This window comes from Burkholderia sp. MS389 (genome assembly GCF_016899425.1).
In the GTDB taxonomy this organism is placed as follows: domain Bacteria; phylum Pseudomonadota; class Gammaproteobacteria; order Burkholderiales; family Burkholderiaceae; genus Burkholderia; species Burkholderia sola.
Window position 1 is genome coordinate 2,023,773 of the sequence record NZ_CP045994.1, and the last position, 15,493, is coordinate 2,039,265.

Sequence of the window (15,493 nt, forward strand, 5' to 3'; positions counted from 1 at the left end):
TTTTTGCAGGTTGATCTGGATTGGCGGCGAAGAAAAAGAGATCCGGCGCCAATCGCTACACTATAGCTGATTTTGCCTGCCCCGCCCGGCCACTGGCCATGCGGCCGATGCCTTGCGCGGCGTGCTTCAGCCCTTGTCCGCGTACGGGTTGTTCGACGAACGGAACTCTATGCGCAATGGAGTCCCGGTCAGCGAGAAAGTTTCGCGGAATCGGTTTTCGAGGTAACGCTTGTAGGTTTCCGTCACCGCGTCGAGCGCGTTGCCGTGGATCACGATGATCGGCGGATTCTGGCCGCCCTGGTGCGCATAGCGCAGCTTCGGACGCACCGGGCCGCGACGGCGCGGCTGCTGGAATTCGACGGCGTCGATCAGCGCGCGCGTGAGCTTCGGCGTCGGCAGCTTCGCCATCGCCGCCGCGTACGCGTCGTCGACCGAGCGCATCAGCGTGCCGATACCCGTTTTCTTCGCGGCCGAAATGAAGTGCGATTTCGCGAAGTCGAGGAATTTCAGCTTGCGGGTCAAATCCGCTTTCGCACGGTCGCGCGCGTGATCGTCGAGGCCGTCCCACTTGTTGACGCCGATCACGAGCGCGCGGCCCTGCTCGACGACGAAGCCGGCGATGTGCGCGTCCTGGTCGGAAATGTCCTGCTGCGCATCCAGCAGAAGAATGACGACGTTCGCGTCGGAGATCGACTGCAGCGTCTTCACGACCGAGAACTTCTCGATCGCCTCGAACACCTTGCCGCGGCGTCGCAGGCCGGCCGTGTCGATCAGCGTGTATTTCTTGCCGTTACGCTCGAAGTCGACGTAGATCGAGTCGCGCGTCGTGCCCGGCATGTCGAACGCGATCACGCGGTCCTCGCCGATCAGCGCGTTGACGAGCGTCGACTTGCCGACGTTCGGGCGGCCGACAATCGCGATCTTGATGCCGCGCGACGGATCGTCCTCGTCCGCTTCCTCGGGCTGGCCCGCATACGCGACTTCCAGCGCCTCGTTGATCATGTCGGTCACGCCGTCGCCGTGCGCGGCCGAGATCGCGCGCGGGTCGCCGAGCCCGAGCTCGTAGAAGTCCGTCGCGACCGCGGTGTACTTCATCCCCTCGGCCTTGTTGACGACGAGGAAGATCGGCCGGCCGGTCTTGCGCAGGTAGTCGGCGATCGACTTGTCCTGCGGCGCGAGTCCGTTACGGCCGTCGACGATGAACACGACGACGTCGGCTTCCTCGACGGCCTGCCGCGTCTGGCGCGCCATTTCGTGCAGGATGCCGTCCTTCGCGACGGGCTCGAAGCCGCCGGTATCGACGACCAGGTACGGTCGTTCGCCGACGCGCCCTTCGCCGTAATGGCGATCGCGCGTGAGGCCCGGCAAGTCGGCGACCAGCGCATCGCGCGAGCGCGTGAGCCGGTTGAACAGCGTGGATTTCCCCACATTGGGGCGCCCAACGAGGGCAATGACCGGTTTCATCTGTGTTTTCTACGGTGATGCGCAGCAGCGGGAGGCCCGCTGCTGCGGGCGGCTGCGCTGAATGAAAATATCACGAATTCGCGCCGCGCCGGATGCGCGCGCCCGGCGCGCGTTGCGCGCCGTCGTCTTTCGTCTCGTACTGCCTTTCAAATACCGAGCGGCCGGGAACGCCGGCCGCCTTCAAGTCGCGCGACCGCGGCGCGCGGGACCTGCCCGCCGCGCCACGGCCGCACCGGTTTCCTGCGTGTCAGCGCGGGCGGAACCCGTACAGGCCGCCGTCCTTCGTCTGCACGACGAGCGTATTGCCCGCGAGGACCGGCGCCGCCGTGATCGCGCTGCCGTCGGTCTTCATCCGCGCGATGAAGCTGCCGTCTTCGCGCGACAGGAAGTGCACGAAGCCCTGGTAATCGCCCATCACGACCGCGTGCCCGAGCAGGTACGGCACGCCGACGTCACGGCTCTTCAGCTTGTCGTTGCGCCAGAGCTGGTTGCCCGTGGCCGCGTCGTACGCAGTGACGACCGACCAGTCGTCACCGCCGGCGACCACCGAATCGTCCTGCGCGAGGCCGCTGCGGCTCGAGAACGGCTTTTCCCACAGCGGCCGGCCCGAGTTCGCATCGAAGCAGCCAAGCTGACCCTGGAACGTCACCGCGCAGGCTTGCGCGCCCACGAGCGTCGGCGGACCGCTGACGTCGTTGATGCGCTCGACTTCGGTCACGCCCTTCGGGAACGACACCGGGGTCTGCCAGAACGGCTCGCCCGTCTGCAGGTTGATCGCGACCAGACCGCCGCCCGGGAAGCCCGCGAGCACGGCCGCGTCGCCCGCGAACGTCATGCCGGCCGACACGCGCAGGTTCAGCGGCACCGCACGGTTGCGGTAGTTCCACTTCTGCTCGCCCGTCTGCGCGTTGAACGCGATCACCTGGCCGTCGATCGTGCGGACGACCACGAGGCCGTTGCCGACGAGCGGCGGCGAGAAGATCTCGCCCTGCACGCTGGTCTTCCACAGCTGCTTGCCGTCCGGGCCCAGCACGAACACGCCGCCCTTCAGCGCACCGACCGCGGTCAGGTTGCCGTCGCTGCCGACACCGGCCGACAGGTCGGAACCGACCTTCGAACGCCACAGCGTCTGGCCCGTCTTCGCGTCGATCTTCTCGACCGAACCGTTTTCGCCCGCCGCATAGACGGCGTCGCCCACGGCCACCGGCGAAAACAGGTAGCGTCCGCCCTTGCCGACGCTCGCCTTCCAGACCTGTTGCACGTCCATGACGGGCTTGAACTCGGTGAGCGGCGTCGGCACGCGGCGCGCGTCCTTCGACGACGAGCAAGCCGCCAAAGCGAGGACAGCCGCCGCGCAGGCAACGGGCACAGCGTAACGTTTCAGCAAATTCATCGGTTAGCGAAGCAGAGTTAAGAGGTTGAGGGGACCGGGATTCAGCCGCCGAGCGCGTCCAGCTTGAACTGCACGAGCTGGCGCGCGGACTGGTCGTCCTTCGACAGGCCGTCGAGCGCGAGCTTGTAAGCCGCGCGCGCATCGTCGGTCTTGCCTTGCGCGGCAAGCAGATCGCCGCGACGATCGGCCACGAGGCCCTTGAATGCATCGACCGGCGTACCCGACAGCAGCGCGAGGCCCGCATCGTACGCCTTCTCGTCGAGCAGCAGCGACGCGAGACGCAGCTTCGCGATCTGCTTGTACTCGTCGTCCTTGGCGTGATCGACGGCCCATTGCAGCTGCGCCTTCGCGCCTGCCGCGTCGCCGGCCGCGTACAGCGTCTTCGCGGCCGCGAGCGCCGTCATCTGCGCATACGGCGTGCTGCCGAACTTGTCTTCCATGTCAGCGGCCGCGCGGGCCATCGTCGCCTTGTCGTTCGCGGCGGCGGCCTTCTGGACCTGCTCGTACAGCCCGGACGCCTCGGCAGCCTGACGGCGCTGCCAGTAGTTCCAGCCGTTGAAACCGGCCGCGACGACAAGCGCCGCGAGCACGATCCACGTGGTGAGGTTACCCCAGCGGGCCCACCACGCCTTGAGACTTTCAATCGATTCTTGTTCGTCGTGATAACTCATCGGCGAGCGATTCCTTCTTCCTGTTCAGGCTTTTCTTGTCGAGCGGATGCCAGCGCGATCAGTCGTCGCCGTCTTCGGCGGATGCAACCATCGCATTGATTAGGAATTCGGTCAAGCTTTCGACCGGTACGGTCTGCTGAACGTTCTTTTCCCCTTCCGCACCCACGCCGCGCAACGCTTTCACGCCCACCGTGCCGTTCGCGACCTCTTCTTCGCCGAAGATCACCGCGAACGCGGCGCCGCTCGCATCGGCCCGCTTCATCTGCGACTTGAAGCTCGCCGGCGCGCCGTCGGCGCTGCAGTGGAAGATCACGTCGAGGCCCGTGTCGCGCAGGCGCTCGGCCGCGATGAACGCCTGTTCGCGCGCGGTCTCGCCCTGGTGCACGACGTACACGTCGACGCCTTCCTGCTCGGGCGCGAGATCTTCTTCCTTCAGCAGCTCGAGGATCCGCTCGATGCCCATCGCCCAGCCGCACGCGGCGGTCGGCTTGCCGCCGAGCTGCTCGATCAGCGGATCGTAGCGGCCGCCAGCCGCGACCGTGCCCTGCGCGCCGAGCTTGTCGGTCACCCACTCGAACACGGTCAGGTTGTAGTAATCGAGGCCGCGCACGAGACGCGGATTGATCTTGAACGGAATGTTGTTCGCGAGCAGCAGGCGCTGCAGCCCTTCGAAGTGCGCGCGCGATTCGTCGCCGAGGAAGTCGATCAGCTTCGGTGCGTTCTGCGCGATGTCCTGCAGCGCGGGATTCTTCGTGTCGAGCACGCGCAGCGGGTTCGTATACAGGCGGCGCTTCGCGTCCTCGTCGAGCACGTCGGCGAACTGCTCGAGGTACTTGATCAACTCGACGCGGTGCGCGGCGCGCTCCTCGGCGAGGCCGAGCGAGTTGATCTCGAGCTTGATGCCGGTCAGGCCGAGGTCGTCCCACAGGCGCTGGCACATCATGATGATCTCGGCATCCGCATCGGGGCCCGCGAAGCCGAGCGCCTCGACGCCGACCTGGTGGAACTGGCGATAGCGGCCGCGCTGCGGACGCTCGTGACGGAACATCGGGCCGATGTACCACAGGCGCTTCGGGCCGTCGTACAGCATGTTGTGCTCGATCGACGCACGCACGACGGCCGCGGTGTTTTCCGGACGCATCGTCAGGTTCTCGCCGTTCAGCGCGTCGGTGAAGCTGTACATCTCCTTCTCGACGATGTCCGTGACTTCGCCGATGCCGCGCGTGAACAGCTGCGTGTGTTCGACGATCGGCGTGCGGATGTTCTGGTAGCCGTACGCGCGCAGCAGCGATTTCACGGTAGCTTCGAAGAATTCCCACAGGCCGGCATCCTGCGGAAGGATGTCGTTCATGCCTTTGACGCCGGTGAGCTTCTCGATCTTGCGTTTCTGTTCAGTCATCGTTCGTGTGTGTGGACGAATTAGTTCAGGGCCTCGGTGCGGCCGTAATTGCGTGCGACGTAGTCGCTGACGATCTGCTGGAATTCCTCGGCGATCCGCTCGCCGCGCAGCGTCTTGACCTTCTCGCCGTCGATGAAGACGGGCGCGGCCGGGTTCTCGCCCGAACCCGGCAGGCTGATGCCGATGTTCGCGTGCTTCGATTCGCCCGGGCCGTTGACGATGCAGCCCATCACCGCGACGTTCATCTTCTCGACGCCCGGATATTCCTTGCGCCACGCCGGCATCTGCTCGCGCAGATACGTCTGGATCTGCATCGCGAGTTCCTGGAACAGCGTGCTCGTCGTGCGGCCGCAGCCCGGGCACGCGATCACCATCGGCGCGAACGAGCGCAGGCCCATCGTCTGCAGGATTTCCTGGCCGACGATCACCTCGCCCGTGCGCGACGCGCCCGGTTCCGGCGTCAGCGAGATGCGGATCGTGTCGCCGATCCCTTCCTGCAGCAGCACGCCAAGCGCCGCCGTCGACGCGACGATGCCCTTCGAGCCCATGCCGGCCTCGGTCAGCCCGAGGTGCAGCGCGAAGCCGCAGCGGCGGCCGAGTTCGCGATACACGGCGATCAGGTCCTGCACGCCGCTGACCTTGCACGACAGCACGATGCGGTCGCGGCCGAGGCCGAGCTCGACCGCGCGTTCCGCCGAGCCGATCGCCGACTGAATCAGCGCCTCGTACATCACGCTCTGCGCGTCCCACGGCTGCGCACGCGCGCCGTTCTCGTCCATCATGCGCGCGAGCAGGTCCTGGTCGAGGCTGCCCCAGTTCACGCCGATCCGCACCGGCTTGTCGTACTTCGCCGCGGCCTCGATCATCTGCGCGAACTGCGTGTCGCGCTTCGCGCCCTGGCCGACGTTACCGGGGTTGATCCGGTACTTCGACAGCGACTCCGCGCAGCCCGGGTAGTCGCGCAGCAGCAGGTGGCCGTTGTAGTGGAAATCGCCGACGAGCGGCACGGTCACGCCCATCCGGTCGAGCTGCTCGCGAATCGCCGGCACGGCGGCCGCGGCTTCGGGCGTGTTGACCGTGATGCGCACCAGTTCGGAGCCCGCGTTCGCGAGTTCCTTGATCTGGATCGCCGTGCCGATCGCATCGGCCGTATCGGTATTCGTCATCGACTGCACGCGCACCGGCGCGTCGCCGCCGATCGTCACGAGTTGCCCGCCCCAGCGGACATCCACCGCATGCGATACGCGGCGCGGCTGATGCCCGCCGAACACCGGCTCGGTTGAACAAATCTGACTGCTGCGTGGGGATTGAGCTTCGGATTGCATCGATAGATCCATTTACGCGGAATGCGCCGCGACGCGGCGCATGAATTGAAAAAGCGCCGTGCCCTCACGGCCTGCCGGTATCGACGGCAAGCCTTCGCCACGGCGCTTGACGTCAGGGCAACGTGAACCGCGCCACGTTACCCCGCGCTGCCGAATATTTTGCCGGATCGACCGGTTTTCCGTCGAACGCAACCGCGTCGAGGCCGGCCTTGTTGCCGATCGTGACCTTGAACGGCCCGTCACCGGCAACCTGCTTCGTTTCGCCGGCGCGCACCAGCGCCGAGAACAGCTCCTTGCCGTTCTTGTCGCGCACGCTGAACCAGCAATCCTGCTTGACCTTCAGTTCGACCATCGACTGGCCTGCCGCCACCACGACGCTCGCCGGCTGGGCCGGCGCCGCCGTGCTTGCCGCCGCCGTTGCCGCAACGGGCTGCGACGCAGCCGCCGTCGCGACCGGGGCCGCCGGCGCCGGAACGGCCGATGCGATTGTCTGCGCCGGTGCAGCCGATGCAGCGGCCGGGGCCGGAACCTCATTCGCGACCGCCGTCGACGCGCCGTTCGTCGCCGCTTCTTCGGCGGACGACGATGCCGCCGCGCTCGCCGCCGACGCATGTCCGGCGTCGCCGCCCTTGAAGCGCGCGAGCAGGCCCGACGAATCGCCGCCAGTGTGCCACATCAGTACGGCGACCACCGCGACGATGACGATCCCCGTTCCCCACAGCCACGGATGGTGGCGCGACGAACCGCCGAGCGGAATCGACACGCGGCCGCGCGGCAGATCCGTGCCCGACGACGCCGGCATCGACAGGTCGACTTCCGGCACCCCGCGCTCGCGGCGCAGCGCCTGCGCGAACGGTTCCGGATCGACGCCGAGCATCTTCGCGTAGCTGCGCACGACACCGAGCGCGAACGTCACGCCGGGCAAATGGCTGATGTCGCCGGCCTCGAGCGCCCGGAGCTTTTGCGGTGCGACCTTGAGTCGCGCCGACACGTCGTCGACCGACCAGCCCTTCGTCTCCCGAAGCTGCGCCAGGCGGCTGCCGACCGCGGCCAGCGTTTCCAGTCCCGCCGGTGCCGGCTTCGCGGCATTCGTCTCTGCGCCGTTAGACGGCTGCGGCTCACTCATCCTTGTCCTCGCGTCGATTCTTCTTCACTGGCGGCTGCCGCCGGCTCCTGCCGGCCGGCACCCGCTACGGTTCATACCATGCGCGGCGCCGAGGCGCCGCGACCGATCGCTATTCGCGTGTTGCACCGCCAAAGGGTTCGGGCACCCCGGCCAACTGCCCCCAACTTGGCGTCCCCGACTTGGCGTCCCCGACTCGGCGTCCCCGTCAAACTGCCCGAACTTCGATGATTTTTCCTGCTGCGCCCGTCCGCTCCGCGAGGCGCGTGCGATCCTTCACCGCGCCGGCCAGCTGTCCGCACGCGGCATCGATGTCGTCGCCGCGCGTCTTGCGCACGGTCGTGACGACACCCGCATCGATGAGGATCTGCGCGAAGCGCTTGATCTGCTCTGGCTTCGAGCGGATGAGGCCCGATTCCGGAAACGGATTGAACGGGATCAGGTTGAACTTGCACGGCACGTCGCGCGTGACGGCCAGCAGTTCGCGCGCATGCGCTTCGGTGTCGTTGACGCCGTCGAGCATGCAGTATTCGAATGTAATGAAGTCGCGCGGCGCGACTTTCAGATAACGCTGGCACGCGGCCATCAGCTCGCGCAGCGGATACTTCTTGTTGAGCGGCACCAGCTCGTCGCGCAGCGCATCGTTCGGCGCGTGCAGCGAAACGGCCAGCGCGACAGGCAACTCGGCGCCGAGGCGGTCCATCATCGGCACCACGCCGGACGTCGACAGCGTGACGCGACGGCGCGACAGGCCGTATGCGTTGTCGTCGAGCATCAGCCGCATCGCGGGCACGACCGCGCTGTAATTCAGCAGCGGCTCGCCCATGCCCATCATCACCACGTTGGTGACGACCCGTTCGGCCTTGCCGTTCGGTCCGGGCGCCCGGCCCAGCGACGCTCGCAATGCAAATTCAGCCATCCGGAGCTGGCCGATGATTTCGGCTGTCGACAGGTTGCGGGAGAAGCCCTGCTTGCCCGTCGAACAGAAGCGGCAGTTCACCGCACACCCGGCCTGCGACGACACGCACAGCGTGCCGCGCGTCTCTTCCGGGATGAACACGGTTTCGACCGCATTGCCGTTTCCGACGTCGATCAGCCACTTGCGCGTGCCGTCGGCGGAAACGTGATCGCTGGCGATGTCCGGCATCACGATCGATGCGCGGCCCTTGAGTTTTTCCCTCAGGGACTTCGCGAGATCGGTCATGCCGTCGAAATCGCCGGCGTTGTATTGGTGGATCCAGCGCTGCAACTGCTTGGCGCGGAACGGCTTCTCACCCAGGCTGCCGCAGTACGCGACAAGACCCTCGGCGTCGAAGTCGAGAAGATTGACGGAAGTTTCGCTCGTCATGATGTGCTGCCTTGCCGCGTGCGCTGAATCCTGCCTACTTGCTGTCAGCCAGGGCTTAACGCGAGTAAACGTTCATTTCCGGGAAGAAGAACGCGATTTCGACCGCTGCCGTTTCCGCAGCGTCCGAGCCGTGCACGGCGTTCGCGTCGATGCTGTCGGCGAAGTCGGCGCGGATCGTGCCCTTTTCCGCCTTCTTCGGATCCGTCGCGCCCATCAGGTCGCGGTTCTTCAGGATCGCGCCTTCGCCTTCCAGAACCTGGATCATCACCGGGCCCGAGATCATGAAATCGACGAGATCCTTGAAGAACGGACGCGCTGCGTGAACTGCGTAGAACTTCTCTGCGTCAGCACGCGACAGGTGCGCCATGCGCGATGCGACGATCTTCAGGCCGGCGCCTTCGAAACGGCTGTAGATCTGGCCGATCACGTTCTTTGCCACCGCATCCGGCTTGATGATCGACAGGGTGCGCTCGATTGCCATAAAAACTCCAAAAAATTAAGAAGTTACAGGTTCAAATGAATCCGCTATTGTAGCACGATCCCGTGTATCATTGCGATTGAACCCTTACACGCATGAAAGGTTCAGAATCCGTATGTTTAGTTCCGCCGGGCCATTGAAACCTCCGGGCACGGAACGTATCTTAGCCATAGCTGCCCCGGTTTGCTGCGCCGCACATCGCGTGCGCCGAACCGGCCCCGGACGCCCACGCGTTCAATGTTAGGAGAAACCATGAACGACTATCCGTACAATTTCGGCCGCGGCGGTTCCGTCAGCACCGCCGAGGTTCGCAACCGCGTGCTGCGGAACACGTACTGGCTGCTCGCGCTGTCGATGGTGCCGACCGTGCTGGGCGCCTGGGTCGGCGTCGCGACGGGCTTCTCGCTGTTCGCGGCCACGAGCCCGATGATGAGCCTGCTCGCGTTCTTCGCGATCGCGTTCGGCTTCATGTTCGCGATCGAGCGGACCAAGAACAGCGCGGCCGGCGTGTTCGTGCTGCTCGGCTTCACGTTCTTCATGGGCCTGATGCTGTCGCGGCTGCTGAGCTTCATCCTCGGCTTCTCGAACGGCCCGTCGCTGATCATGCTCGCGTTCGGCGGCACCGGCATCATCTTCGCCACGATGGCGACGATCGCCACCGTCAGCAAGCGCGACTTTTCCGGGCTCGGCAAGTGGCTGTTCATGGGCGTGATCGTGATCCTGCTCGCGTCGGTCGCGAACATCTTCCTGCAACTGCCGGCGCTGATGCTCACCGTGTCGGTGCTCGCGATCGCGATCTTCTCGGCCTACATGCTGTTCGACGTCCAGCGCGTCGTGAACGGCGGCGAGACGAACTACATCTCGGCCACGCTCGCGATCTACCTCGACCTGTACAACGTGTTCACGAACCTGCTCGCGCTGCTCGGCATCTTCGGCGGCAACCGCAACTGACGTTCGGCACGCACCATGAAAAACCGGCCCGCGGGCCGGTTTTTTTACGTCCGCCGCCCGGCTCAGTCGCGCTCGAACAGCGCGATCGATTCGACGTGCGACGTATTCGGGAACATGTTCACGACCCCGGCGCCCTTCAGCCGATAACCGGCTTCGTGCACGAGCAGCCCCGCATCGCGCGCGAGCGTCGACGGGTTGCACGACACGTAGACGATGCGCTTCGGCAGCGGACCTTCACCGCTCTGCGCGATCTCGGCCAGCGCCTTCGACACCGCGAGCGCGCCTTCGCGCGGCGGGTCGATCAGGAACTTGTCGAATGCGCCGAGCGCGCGCAGATCGTCGCCCGTCACCTCGAACAGGTTCCGGCACGCGAACGTCGTGTGGCCGTCGACACCGTTCTCGCGGGCGTTCGCGAGCGCACGCGTGGTCAGCGTGTCGCTGCCCTCGATGCCCATCACTTCGCGCGACAGCCGCGCGAGCGGCAGCGTGAAGTTGCCGATCCCGCAGAACAGGTCGAGCACGCGATCGTCGCGCGACGGCGCGAGCAGACGCAGCGCACGACCCACCAGCACACGGTTGATCTGGTGATTGACCTGCGTGAAGTCGGTCGGCTTGAACGGCATGCGGATGCCGAATTCCGGCAGCGTGTAATCGAGCGATACGTCGAGCGGGTAGAACGGCGTCACCGTGTCCGGCCCCTTCGGCTGCAGCCAGAACTGCACGTTGTGCTCGTCCGCGAACGCGCGCAGCAGCGCTTCGTCGTCCGCGTTGATCGGCTCCAGCACGCGCAGCACGAGCGCGGTGACGGCCGAGCCGACCGCGAGTTCGATCTGCGGCATCCGGTCGCGAATCGACAGCCCTTCGACGAGCCGGCGCAGCGGCACGAGCATCGCCGACACGTGCGGCGGCAGCACTTCGCAGCTCGTCATGTCGGCGACGTAGCTGCTCTTCTTCTCATGGAAGCCGACGAGCACGCCGCCTTTCTTCGCGACGTTGCGCACAGTCAGGCGCGCGCGGTAGCGATAGCCCCACGACGGGCCGTGGATCGGCGCGAACATCGTTTCCGCGCGCAGCTTCGCCAGGTGCCACAGATTGTCTTCCAGCACGCGTTGCTTGACCGCCACCTGCGCACGCATGTCGAGATGCTGCATCGAGCAGCCGCCGCAGGTGCCGAAGAATGCGCACTTCGGCTGCGTGCGCATCACGCTCGGGCGCAGAATGTCGACAACCGTCGCCTGCTCGTAGCTCGGCTTGCGGCGATAGCTCGAATAGGTCACGCGCTCGCCCGGCAGCGCGCCTTCGACGAAGATCACCTTGCCCGGCTGACCGTCCTCGGTCATCGTGCGGCCGACACCGCGCGCTTCCATGTCGAGCGATTCGATCTCGAGAACCGGGGCGGGCCCGGGCGCGACGGGCGCGTTTTTCGATTTGCGCGCAGAAGTGGGGACGGCTTCGGACACCAGCTTTTCCTGACAAACGTTGAAGAAGGCGAGATTGTAGACGACGAAGGCTCCCGTCGCGCGCTTTCGTCACGCAAGCGCCGATGCACGTGGCGCGATGCGTGGCGCGTGAGCGGCTGACAACCGCGCGCCCGTTGCGCGCCGACCTGCCGCGCGCAATGCGTGGCGCGGCCCCACCGCGGCACGGGTTCTGCTCGCAGCACCGAGCCAAGGAGACTCGACCATGCGATTGATCGACTGGAACATCCAATGGGGTCGGGATGCGGACGGCATCGTCGACCTCCCGCGCACGATCGCCGCCGCCCGGCAGTTGAGCGATTTCGACGTGCTGTGCGTGCAGGAAGTCACGCGCGGCTTCGACGCACTGCCCGGCCGGCCAGGGCCGGACCAGTTCGCCGAACTCGCGGCGCTGCTGCCTGGCTATACGATCGTCGACGCCATCGGCGCCGATCTGCCGGCCATCCGGCCGGGCGCACCGCGCCGCCAGTTCGGCAACGCGATCGCGACGCGGCTGCCGGTCGGGCGCGTGCTGCGCCAATCGCTGCCGTGGCCAGCCGACGCCGGCGCGCCGTCGATGCCGCGCGTCGCGCTCGATATCGCGTTGCGGGCGCCCCTCGGGTGGTTGCGCGTGGTCACCACGCATCTGGAGTATTACTCGGCGCGCCAGCGGCTGGCGCAGGTCGATGCGCTACGCGACCGGCATCGCGAAGCCTGCGCGCATGCTGACCATCCCGCTCCCGCCGAAACCGCCGACGGGCCGTTCAGCGCGACCGGACAACCGCGCGGTGCGATCGTCTGCGGCGATTTCAACAGTGCATTCGGCGCCGATGCGTACCGGCGCTTCCTGGAGCCGATTGCCGACGCACCGGGTTTCGTGGACGCGTGGGTCGCACGGCATCCCGGTCGTACGCCGCCGCCGACCGCTGGCGTCTACGACACTGTGCAATGGTCGGACGGCCCGCTCGCGTGCGACTTCGTGTTCGTGACCGACACGCTGTTGCCGCGCGTCATCCGCTGCGAGATCGACGGCGACGTACGCGCGTCCGATCACCAGCCGGTGCTGCTCGAACTCGGCTGATCGCGCCGGCTACGGCGCGGCCTGCCCGCACTACGCGTCGAAGCCGGCCAGGTATTCAGCCCAGTGCGGCGCCGGCTCCAGCGCGAGCGCGTTCTTCACGAGCAGGATCTCGTCCGCGTACTCGCTCGGCGTCAGGCCGCCGCGCATCAACTGGAACCGGCAATACAGCAGGTACGTATTGACGACGTCGGTTTCGCAATAGTTGCGGATTTCGTCGATCCGGCCGTCGCGGAACGCCGGCCATACCTGGCTGCCGTCCATCCCGAGCTTGCCCGGGAAACCGCACAGCTTCGCCAGCGCGTCGAGCGGCGCGTTCGCGCGCGCCTGATACATCGCGAGCACGTCCATCAGGTCGGTATGCCGCGAGTGATAGCGCGCGATGTAGTTGTTCCACTTGAATTCGCGGTCGTCCTCGCCGAGATCCCAGTAGCGGGTGGCGGGAATGCCGTGCACGAGCGCGCGGTAATGGAGGACCGGCAGATCGAAACCGCCGCCGTTCCACGACACGAGCTGCGGCGTGTATTTCTCGATCACGCGGTAGAACGACTGGATCAACGTCGCTTCGTTGTCCTGCGGCGTCCCGAGCGAGCGCACGCGAAAACCGTTGTTGTCGCGAAACACGCACGAGATCGCCGCGATTCGCTGCAGATGATGCGGCAGGAAATCGCCGCCGGTCTTCTCGCGGCGTGCGGCAAACGCATGTTCGGCCACCGCCGCATCGTCGAGCGTCGCGGGCAGGTCTTCCAGACGGCGAATGCCGTCGACATCGGGAATCGTCTCGATGTCAAAAACAAGGATTGGGGTCATCGGTTACAGAACGGCGTCCTTGCGCACGCCGTTGGAGGCGAAGAACCGCTTGAGGCGCACCAGCGCCTCCTGCTGGATCTGCCGCACGCGCTCGCGCGTGAGCCCCATCTCGTCGGCGAGCTCCTCGAGCGTCGCCGGTTCGATGTGGTTCAGGCCGAAGCGGCGCTCGATCACATGCCGGTGCTTGTCGGACAGCCGCGACAGCCACGCGCGCGTCAGCGTTTCGAGCTCGCGGTGCTGCACTTCGGCGTCGGGCGACTGGCTCTGGTCGTCGGGCAGCAGGTCGAGCAGGCTGCTCGCGGGATCAAGATCGAGCGGCGCGTCGAGCGACGCCGTGTGTTCGTTGAGCGCGAGGATATCGGTGACTTCCTCGGCGGTCTTGCCGGTGAGATAGGCGATGTCGTCGATGCTGGCTTCGCGGCGCTCGGCCGCCTCGCCCGTCGACATCGAATTCTTTTCGAGATGGCGCTTCGCGCGCAGCACCTGGTTCAGTTCGCGGATCACGTGCACGGGCAGGCGCACCGTGCGGGCCTGGTTCATGATCGCCCGCTCGATGCTCTGCCGGATCCACCACGTCGCGTAGGTCGAGAAGCGGAAACCGCGCGTCGGGTCGAATTTCTCGATCGCGTGCATCAGGCCGAGATTGCCTTCCTCGATCAGGTCGAGCAGCGGCACGCCGCGGTTCAGGTACCCCTTCGCGATACTGACGACGAGACGCAGATTGCGCTCGATCATCACCTGCCGCGCCTCGAATTCGCCGGCCTTCGCCAGACGAGAATAGCGCTGCTCTTCCTCGACGGTCAGCAGCGGCTTCACGCTGATGCGGTTCAGGTAATGCTGGATCGTGTCGGCCGTGAGCTCGGCCTGCAGCAGCGTGCGGAAATCGTCGACGTCGGGCGCGGCTTCCTGGCGGCCTTCGCGCTCGTCGTCGCCGCCGTCCGTGTCGGCGTCGCGCGCCTCGAGATCGCGTTCGTTTTCCGCGACGTCGTCCTCGTCGTCCGTCGAAGCACCTACTCGCCCCACCGATGCTTGCGTGGCACGACTGATCTTCTCAGACTCGGCTTGCGGCTCGTGGCGCTTCGATTTCGGCATGGTCGTCTCGGTTATTGAGGCGGCAAATACTTCAGCGGATCGACAGGCTTACCCTGCCGGCGAACCTCGAAATGCAGCATCACGCGGTCGGCATCGCTGTTACCCATCTCGGCGATCTTCTGCCCCTTCGTTACCGCGTCCCCCTCTTTTACCATCAAAGAGCGATTGTGTGCATACGCCGTGAGGTAAGTTGCATCGTGTTTGATGATAATGAGGTTGCCGTAGCCACGCAGACCGTTGCCGGAGTAAACGACGCGGCCGTCCGCCGCCGCCTTCACGGCCTCGCCGGCCGTCCCGCCGATATTGACACCCTTGTTCTTCGCATCGTCGAACCCGTTCAGCACGGGGCCGCGCGCGGGCCACGCGAACGTCACGGGGCCGCTCGGAGCAGCCGCCGTATCGCTCGACGCGGCTGCCGCGGCAGGCGCCGTCGCGCTCGACGACGACGTACCGGCAGCCGGCGTCGCGGGGCCGCTGCTGAGCGGCGCGGTCGCAACGGCGGCGCCTCCGATCGGCGCGGCGACCTGCGTACCCGCGACCGCGGCACCGGCCTGCGGCGACACGCGCAGCAGTTGGTCGACTTCGATCTGATTCGGGTTCGCCAGATTGTTCCACGCCGCGATGTCGCGATAGTTCTGCCCGTTTTCGAGTGCGATCCGGTACAGCGTGTCGCCCGGCTTCACCCGGTAGTAACCCGGCGGCGCCGGCGGAAGCGGCGCCGCGGGCTGCGCGGCGGCGGTCGTACCGAGCGACCCGGAGCGGTCGACGACGGGCGCGTTGTCGAGCCGCGTCGCACAGGCGGCCAGTAGCGTAGAGAACGCAGCCACACAGATCGCGCGCTGGGCGAGCGTGAGCGGTTCCCTGGATCGGTTGTTTTGCATCGCGCGCAACATACTCATCGGTT

The 15,493-nt window shown here is 66.3% G+C and carries 14 protein-coding genes; 2 read left to right on the top strand and 12 right to left on the bottom strand.

Features of this window, described 5'->3' with window-relative positions; translation table 11 throughout:
* Nucleotides 1–126: 126 nt before the first annotated feature.
* The 8 genes from der to ndk form a co-directional block, all read right to left on the bottom strand.
* Nucleotides 127–1,464 carry a ribosome biogenesis GTPase Der gene (gene der, locus GJG85_RS09300; RefSeq protein ID WP_050013191.1) on the bottom strand — a complete coding sequence of 446 codons (1,338 nt, stop codon included), beginning with the start codon at nt 1,462–1,464 and terminating at the stop codon, nt 127–129.
* 247 nt (nt 1,465–1,711) lie between these two features.
* Nucleotides 1,712–2,857, bottom strand: a complete 1,146-nt coding sequence (gene bamB / locus GJG85_RS09305; protein WP_050013192.1) for an outer membrane protein assembly factor BamB — start codon at nt 2,855–2,857, stop codon at nt 1,712–1,714.
* A 41-nt stretch (nt 2,858–2,898) separates the two neighbouring features.
* Nucleotides 2,899–3,528 (bottom strand): tetratricopeptide repeat protein, encoded by a 630-nt coding sequence (locus tag GJG85_RS09310; protein WP_006478678.1) that lies wholly within the window; start codon nt 3,526–3,528, stop codon nt 2,899–2,901.
* A 58-nt stretch (nt 3,529–3,586) separates the two neighbouring features.
* Nucleotides 3,587–4,927: a histidine--tRNA ligase gene (hisS, locus tag GJG85_RS09315; RefSeq protein WP_089488490.1), complete on the bottom strand. Its 1,341-nt coding sequence runs from the start codon at nt 4,925–4,927 to the stop codon at nt 3,587–3,589.
* Nucleotides 4,928–4,947: 20 nt separating this feature from the next.
* Nucleotides 4,948–6,252: a flavodoxin-dependent (E)-4-hydroxy-3-methylbut-2-enyl-diphosphate synthase gene (ispG, locus tag GJG85_RS09320; protein ID WP_027806072.1), complete on the bottom strand. Its 1,305-nt coding sequence runs from the start codon at nt 6,250–6,252 to the stop codon at nt 4,948–4,950.
* Between the two features lie 112 nt (nt 6,253–6,364).
* On the bottom strand, nt 6,365–7,378 hold the full coding sequence (locus GJG85_RS09325; RefSeq protein WP_204383273.1) for a helix-turn-helix domain-containing protein: 1,014 nt from the start codon (nt 7,376–7,378) through the stop codon (nt 6,365–6,367).
* 205 nt (nt 7,379–7,583) lie between these two features.
* Entirely contained in the window at nt 7,584–8,723 is a 1,140-nt protein-coding gene (gene rlmN / locus GJG85_RS09330) for a 23S rRNA (adenine(2503)-C(2))-methyltransferase RlmN (protein ID WP_050013195.1), read from the bottom strand.
* A gap of 55 nt (nt 8,724–8,778) precedes the next feature.
* The gene (ndk, locus tag GJG85_RS09335; RefSeq protein ID WP_006478674.1) at nt 8,779–9,204 is read right to left on the bottom strand and encodes a nucleoside-diphosphate kinase; all 426 of its coding nucleotides are present in this window, start codon (nt 9,202–9,204) and stop codon (nt 8,779–8,781) included.
* Nucleotides 9,205–9,453: 249 nt separating this feature from the next.
* On the opposite strand from ndk, the gene GJG85_RS09340 reads away from it, so the two are divergent.
* On the top strand, nt 9,454–10,152 hold the full coding sequence (locus GJG85_RS09340) for a Bax inhibitor-1/YccA family protein (protein ID WP_006484459.1): 699 nt from the start codon (nt 9,454–9,456) through the stop codon (nt 10,150–10,152).
* Nucleotides 10,153–10,214: 62 nt separating this feature from the next.
* Here the strand turns inward: GJG85_RS09340 and rlmD are convergent, their stop codons facing one another.
* On the bottom strand, nt 10,215–11,519 hold the full coding sequence (rlmD, locus tag GJG85_RS09345) for a 23S rRNA (uracil(1939)-C(5))-methyltransferase RlmD (RefSeq protein WP_245170362.1): 1,305 nt from the start codon (nt 11,517–11,519) through the stop codon (nt 10,215–10,217).
* 316 nt (nt 11,520–11,835) lie between these two features.
* Between rlmD and GJG85_RS09350 the strand changes: the two genes are divergently transcribed.
* Nucleotides 11,836–12,690, top strand: a complete 855-nt coding sequence (locus GJG85_RS09350) for an endonuclease/exonuclease/phosphatase family protein (protein ID WP_204383275.1) — start codon at nt 11,836–11,838, stop codon at nt 12,688–12,690.
* 30 nt (nt 12,691–12,720) lie between these two features.
* Here the strand turns inward: GJG85_RS09350 and GJG85_RS09355 are convergent, their stop codons facing one another.
* The 3 genes from GJG85_RS09355 to GJG85_RS09365 are packed head-to-tail and all read right to left on the bottom strand — an operon-like array spanning nt 12,721 to nt 15,488.
* Nucleotides 12,721–13,497, bottom strand: coding sequence for a 3'-5' exonuclease (locus tag GJG85_RS09355; RefSeq protein ID WP_050013198.1), 777 nt, complete (start codon nt 13,495–13,497; stop codon nt 12,721–12,723).
* 3 nt (nt 13,498–13,500) lie between these two features.
* A complete protein-coding gene (gene rpoS, locus GJG85_RS09360) occupies nt 13,501–14,589 on the bottom strand; it encodes an RNA polymerase sigma factor RpoS (RefSeq protein ID WP_050013199.1) in 1,089 nt (362 codons plus the stop codon).
* Nucleotides 14,590–14,600: 11 nt separating this feature from the next.
* Nucleotides 14,601–15,488 (bottom strand): peptidoglycan DD-metalloendopeptidase family protein, encoded by an 888-nt coding sequence (locus GJG85_RS09365; protein ID WP_204383277.1) that lies wholly within the window; start codon nt 15,486–15,488, stop codon nt 14,601–14,603.
* Between the last annotated feature and the right edge of the window lie 5 nt (nt 15,489–15,493).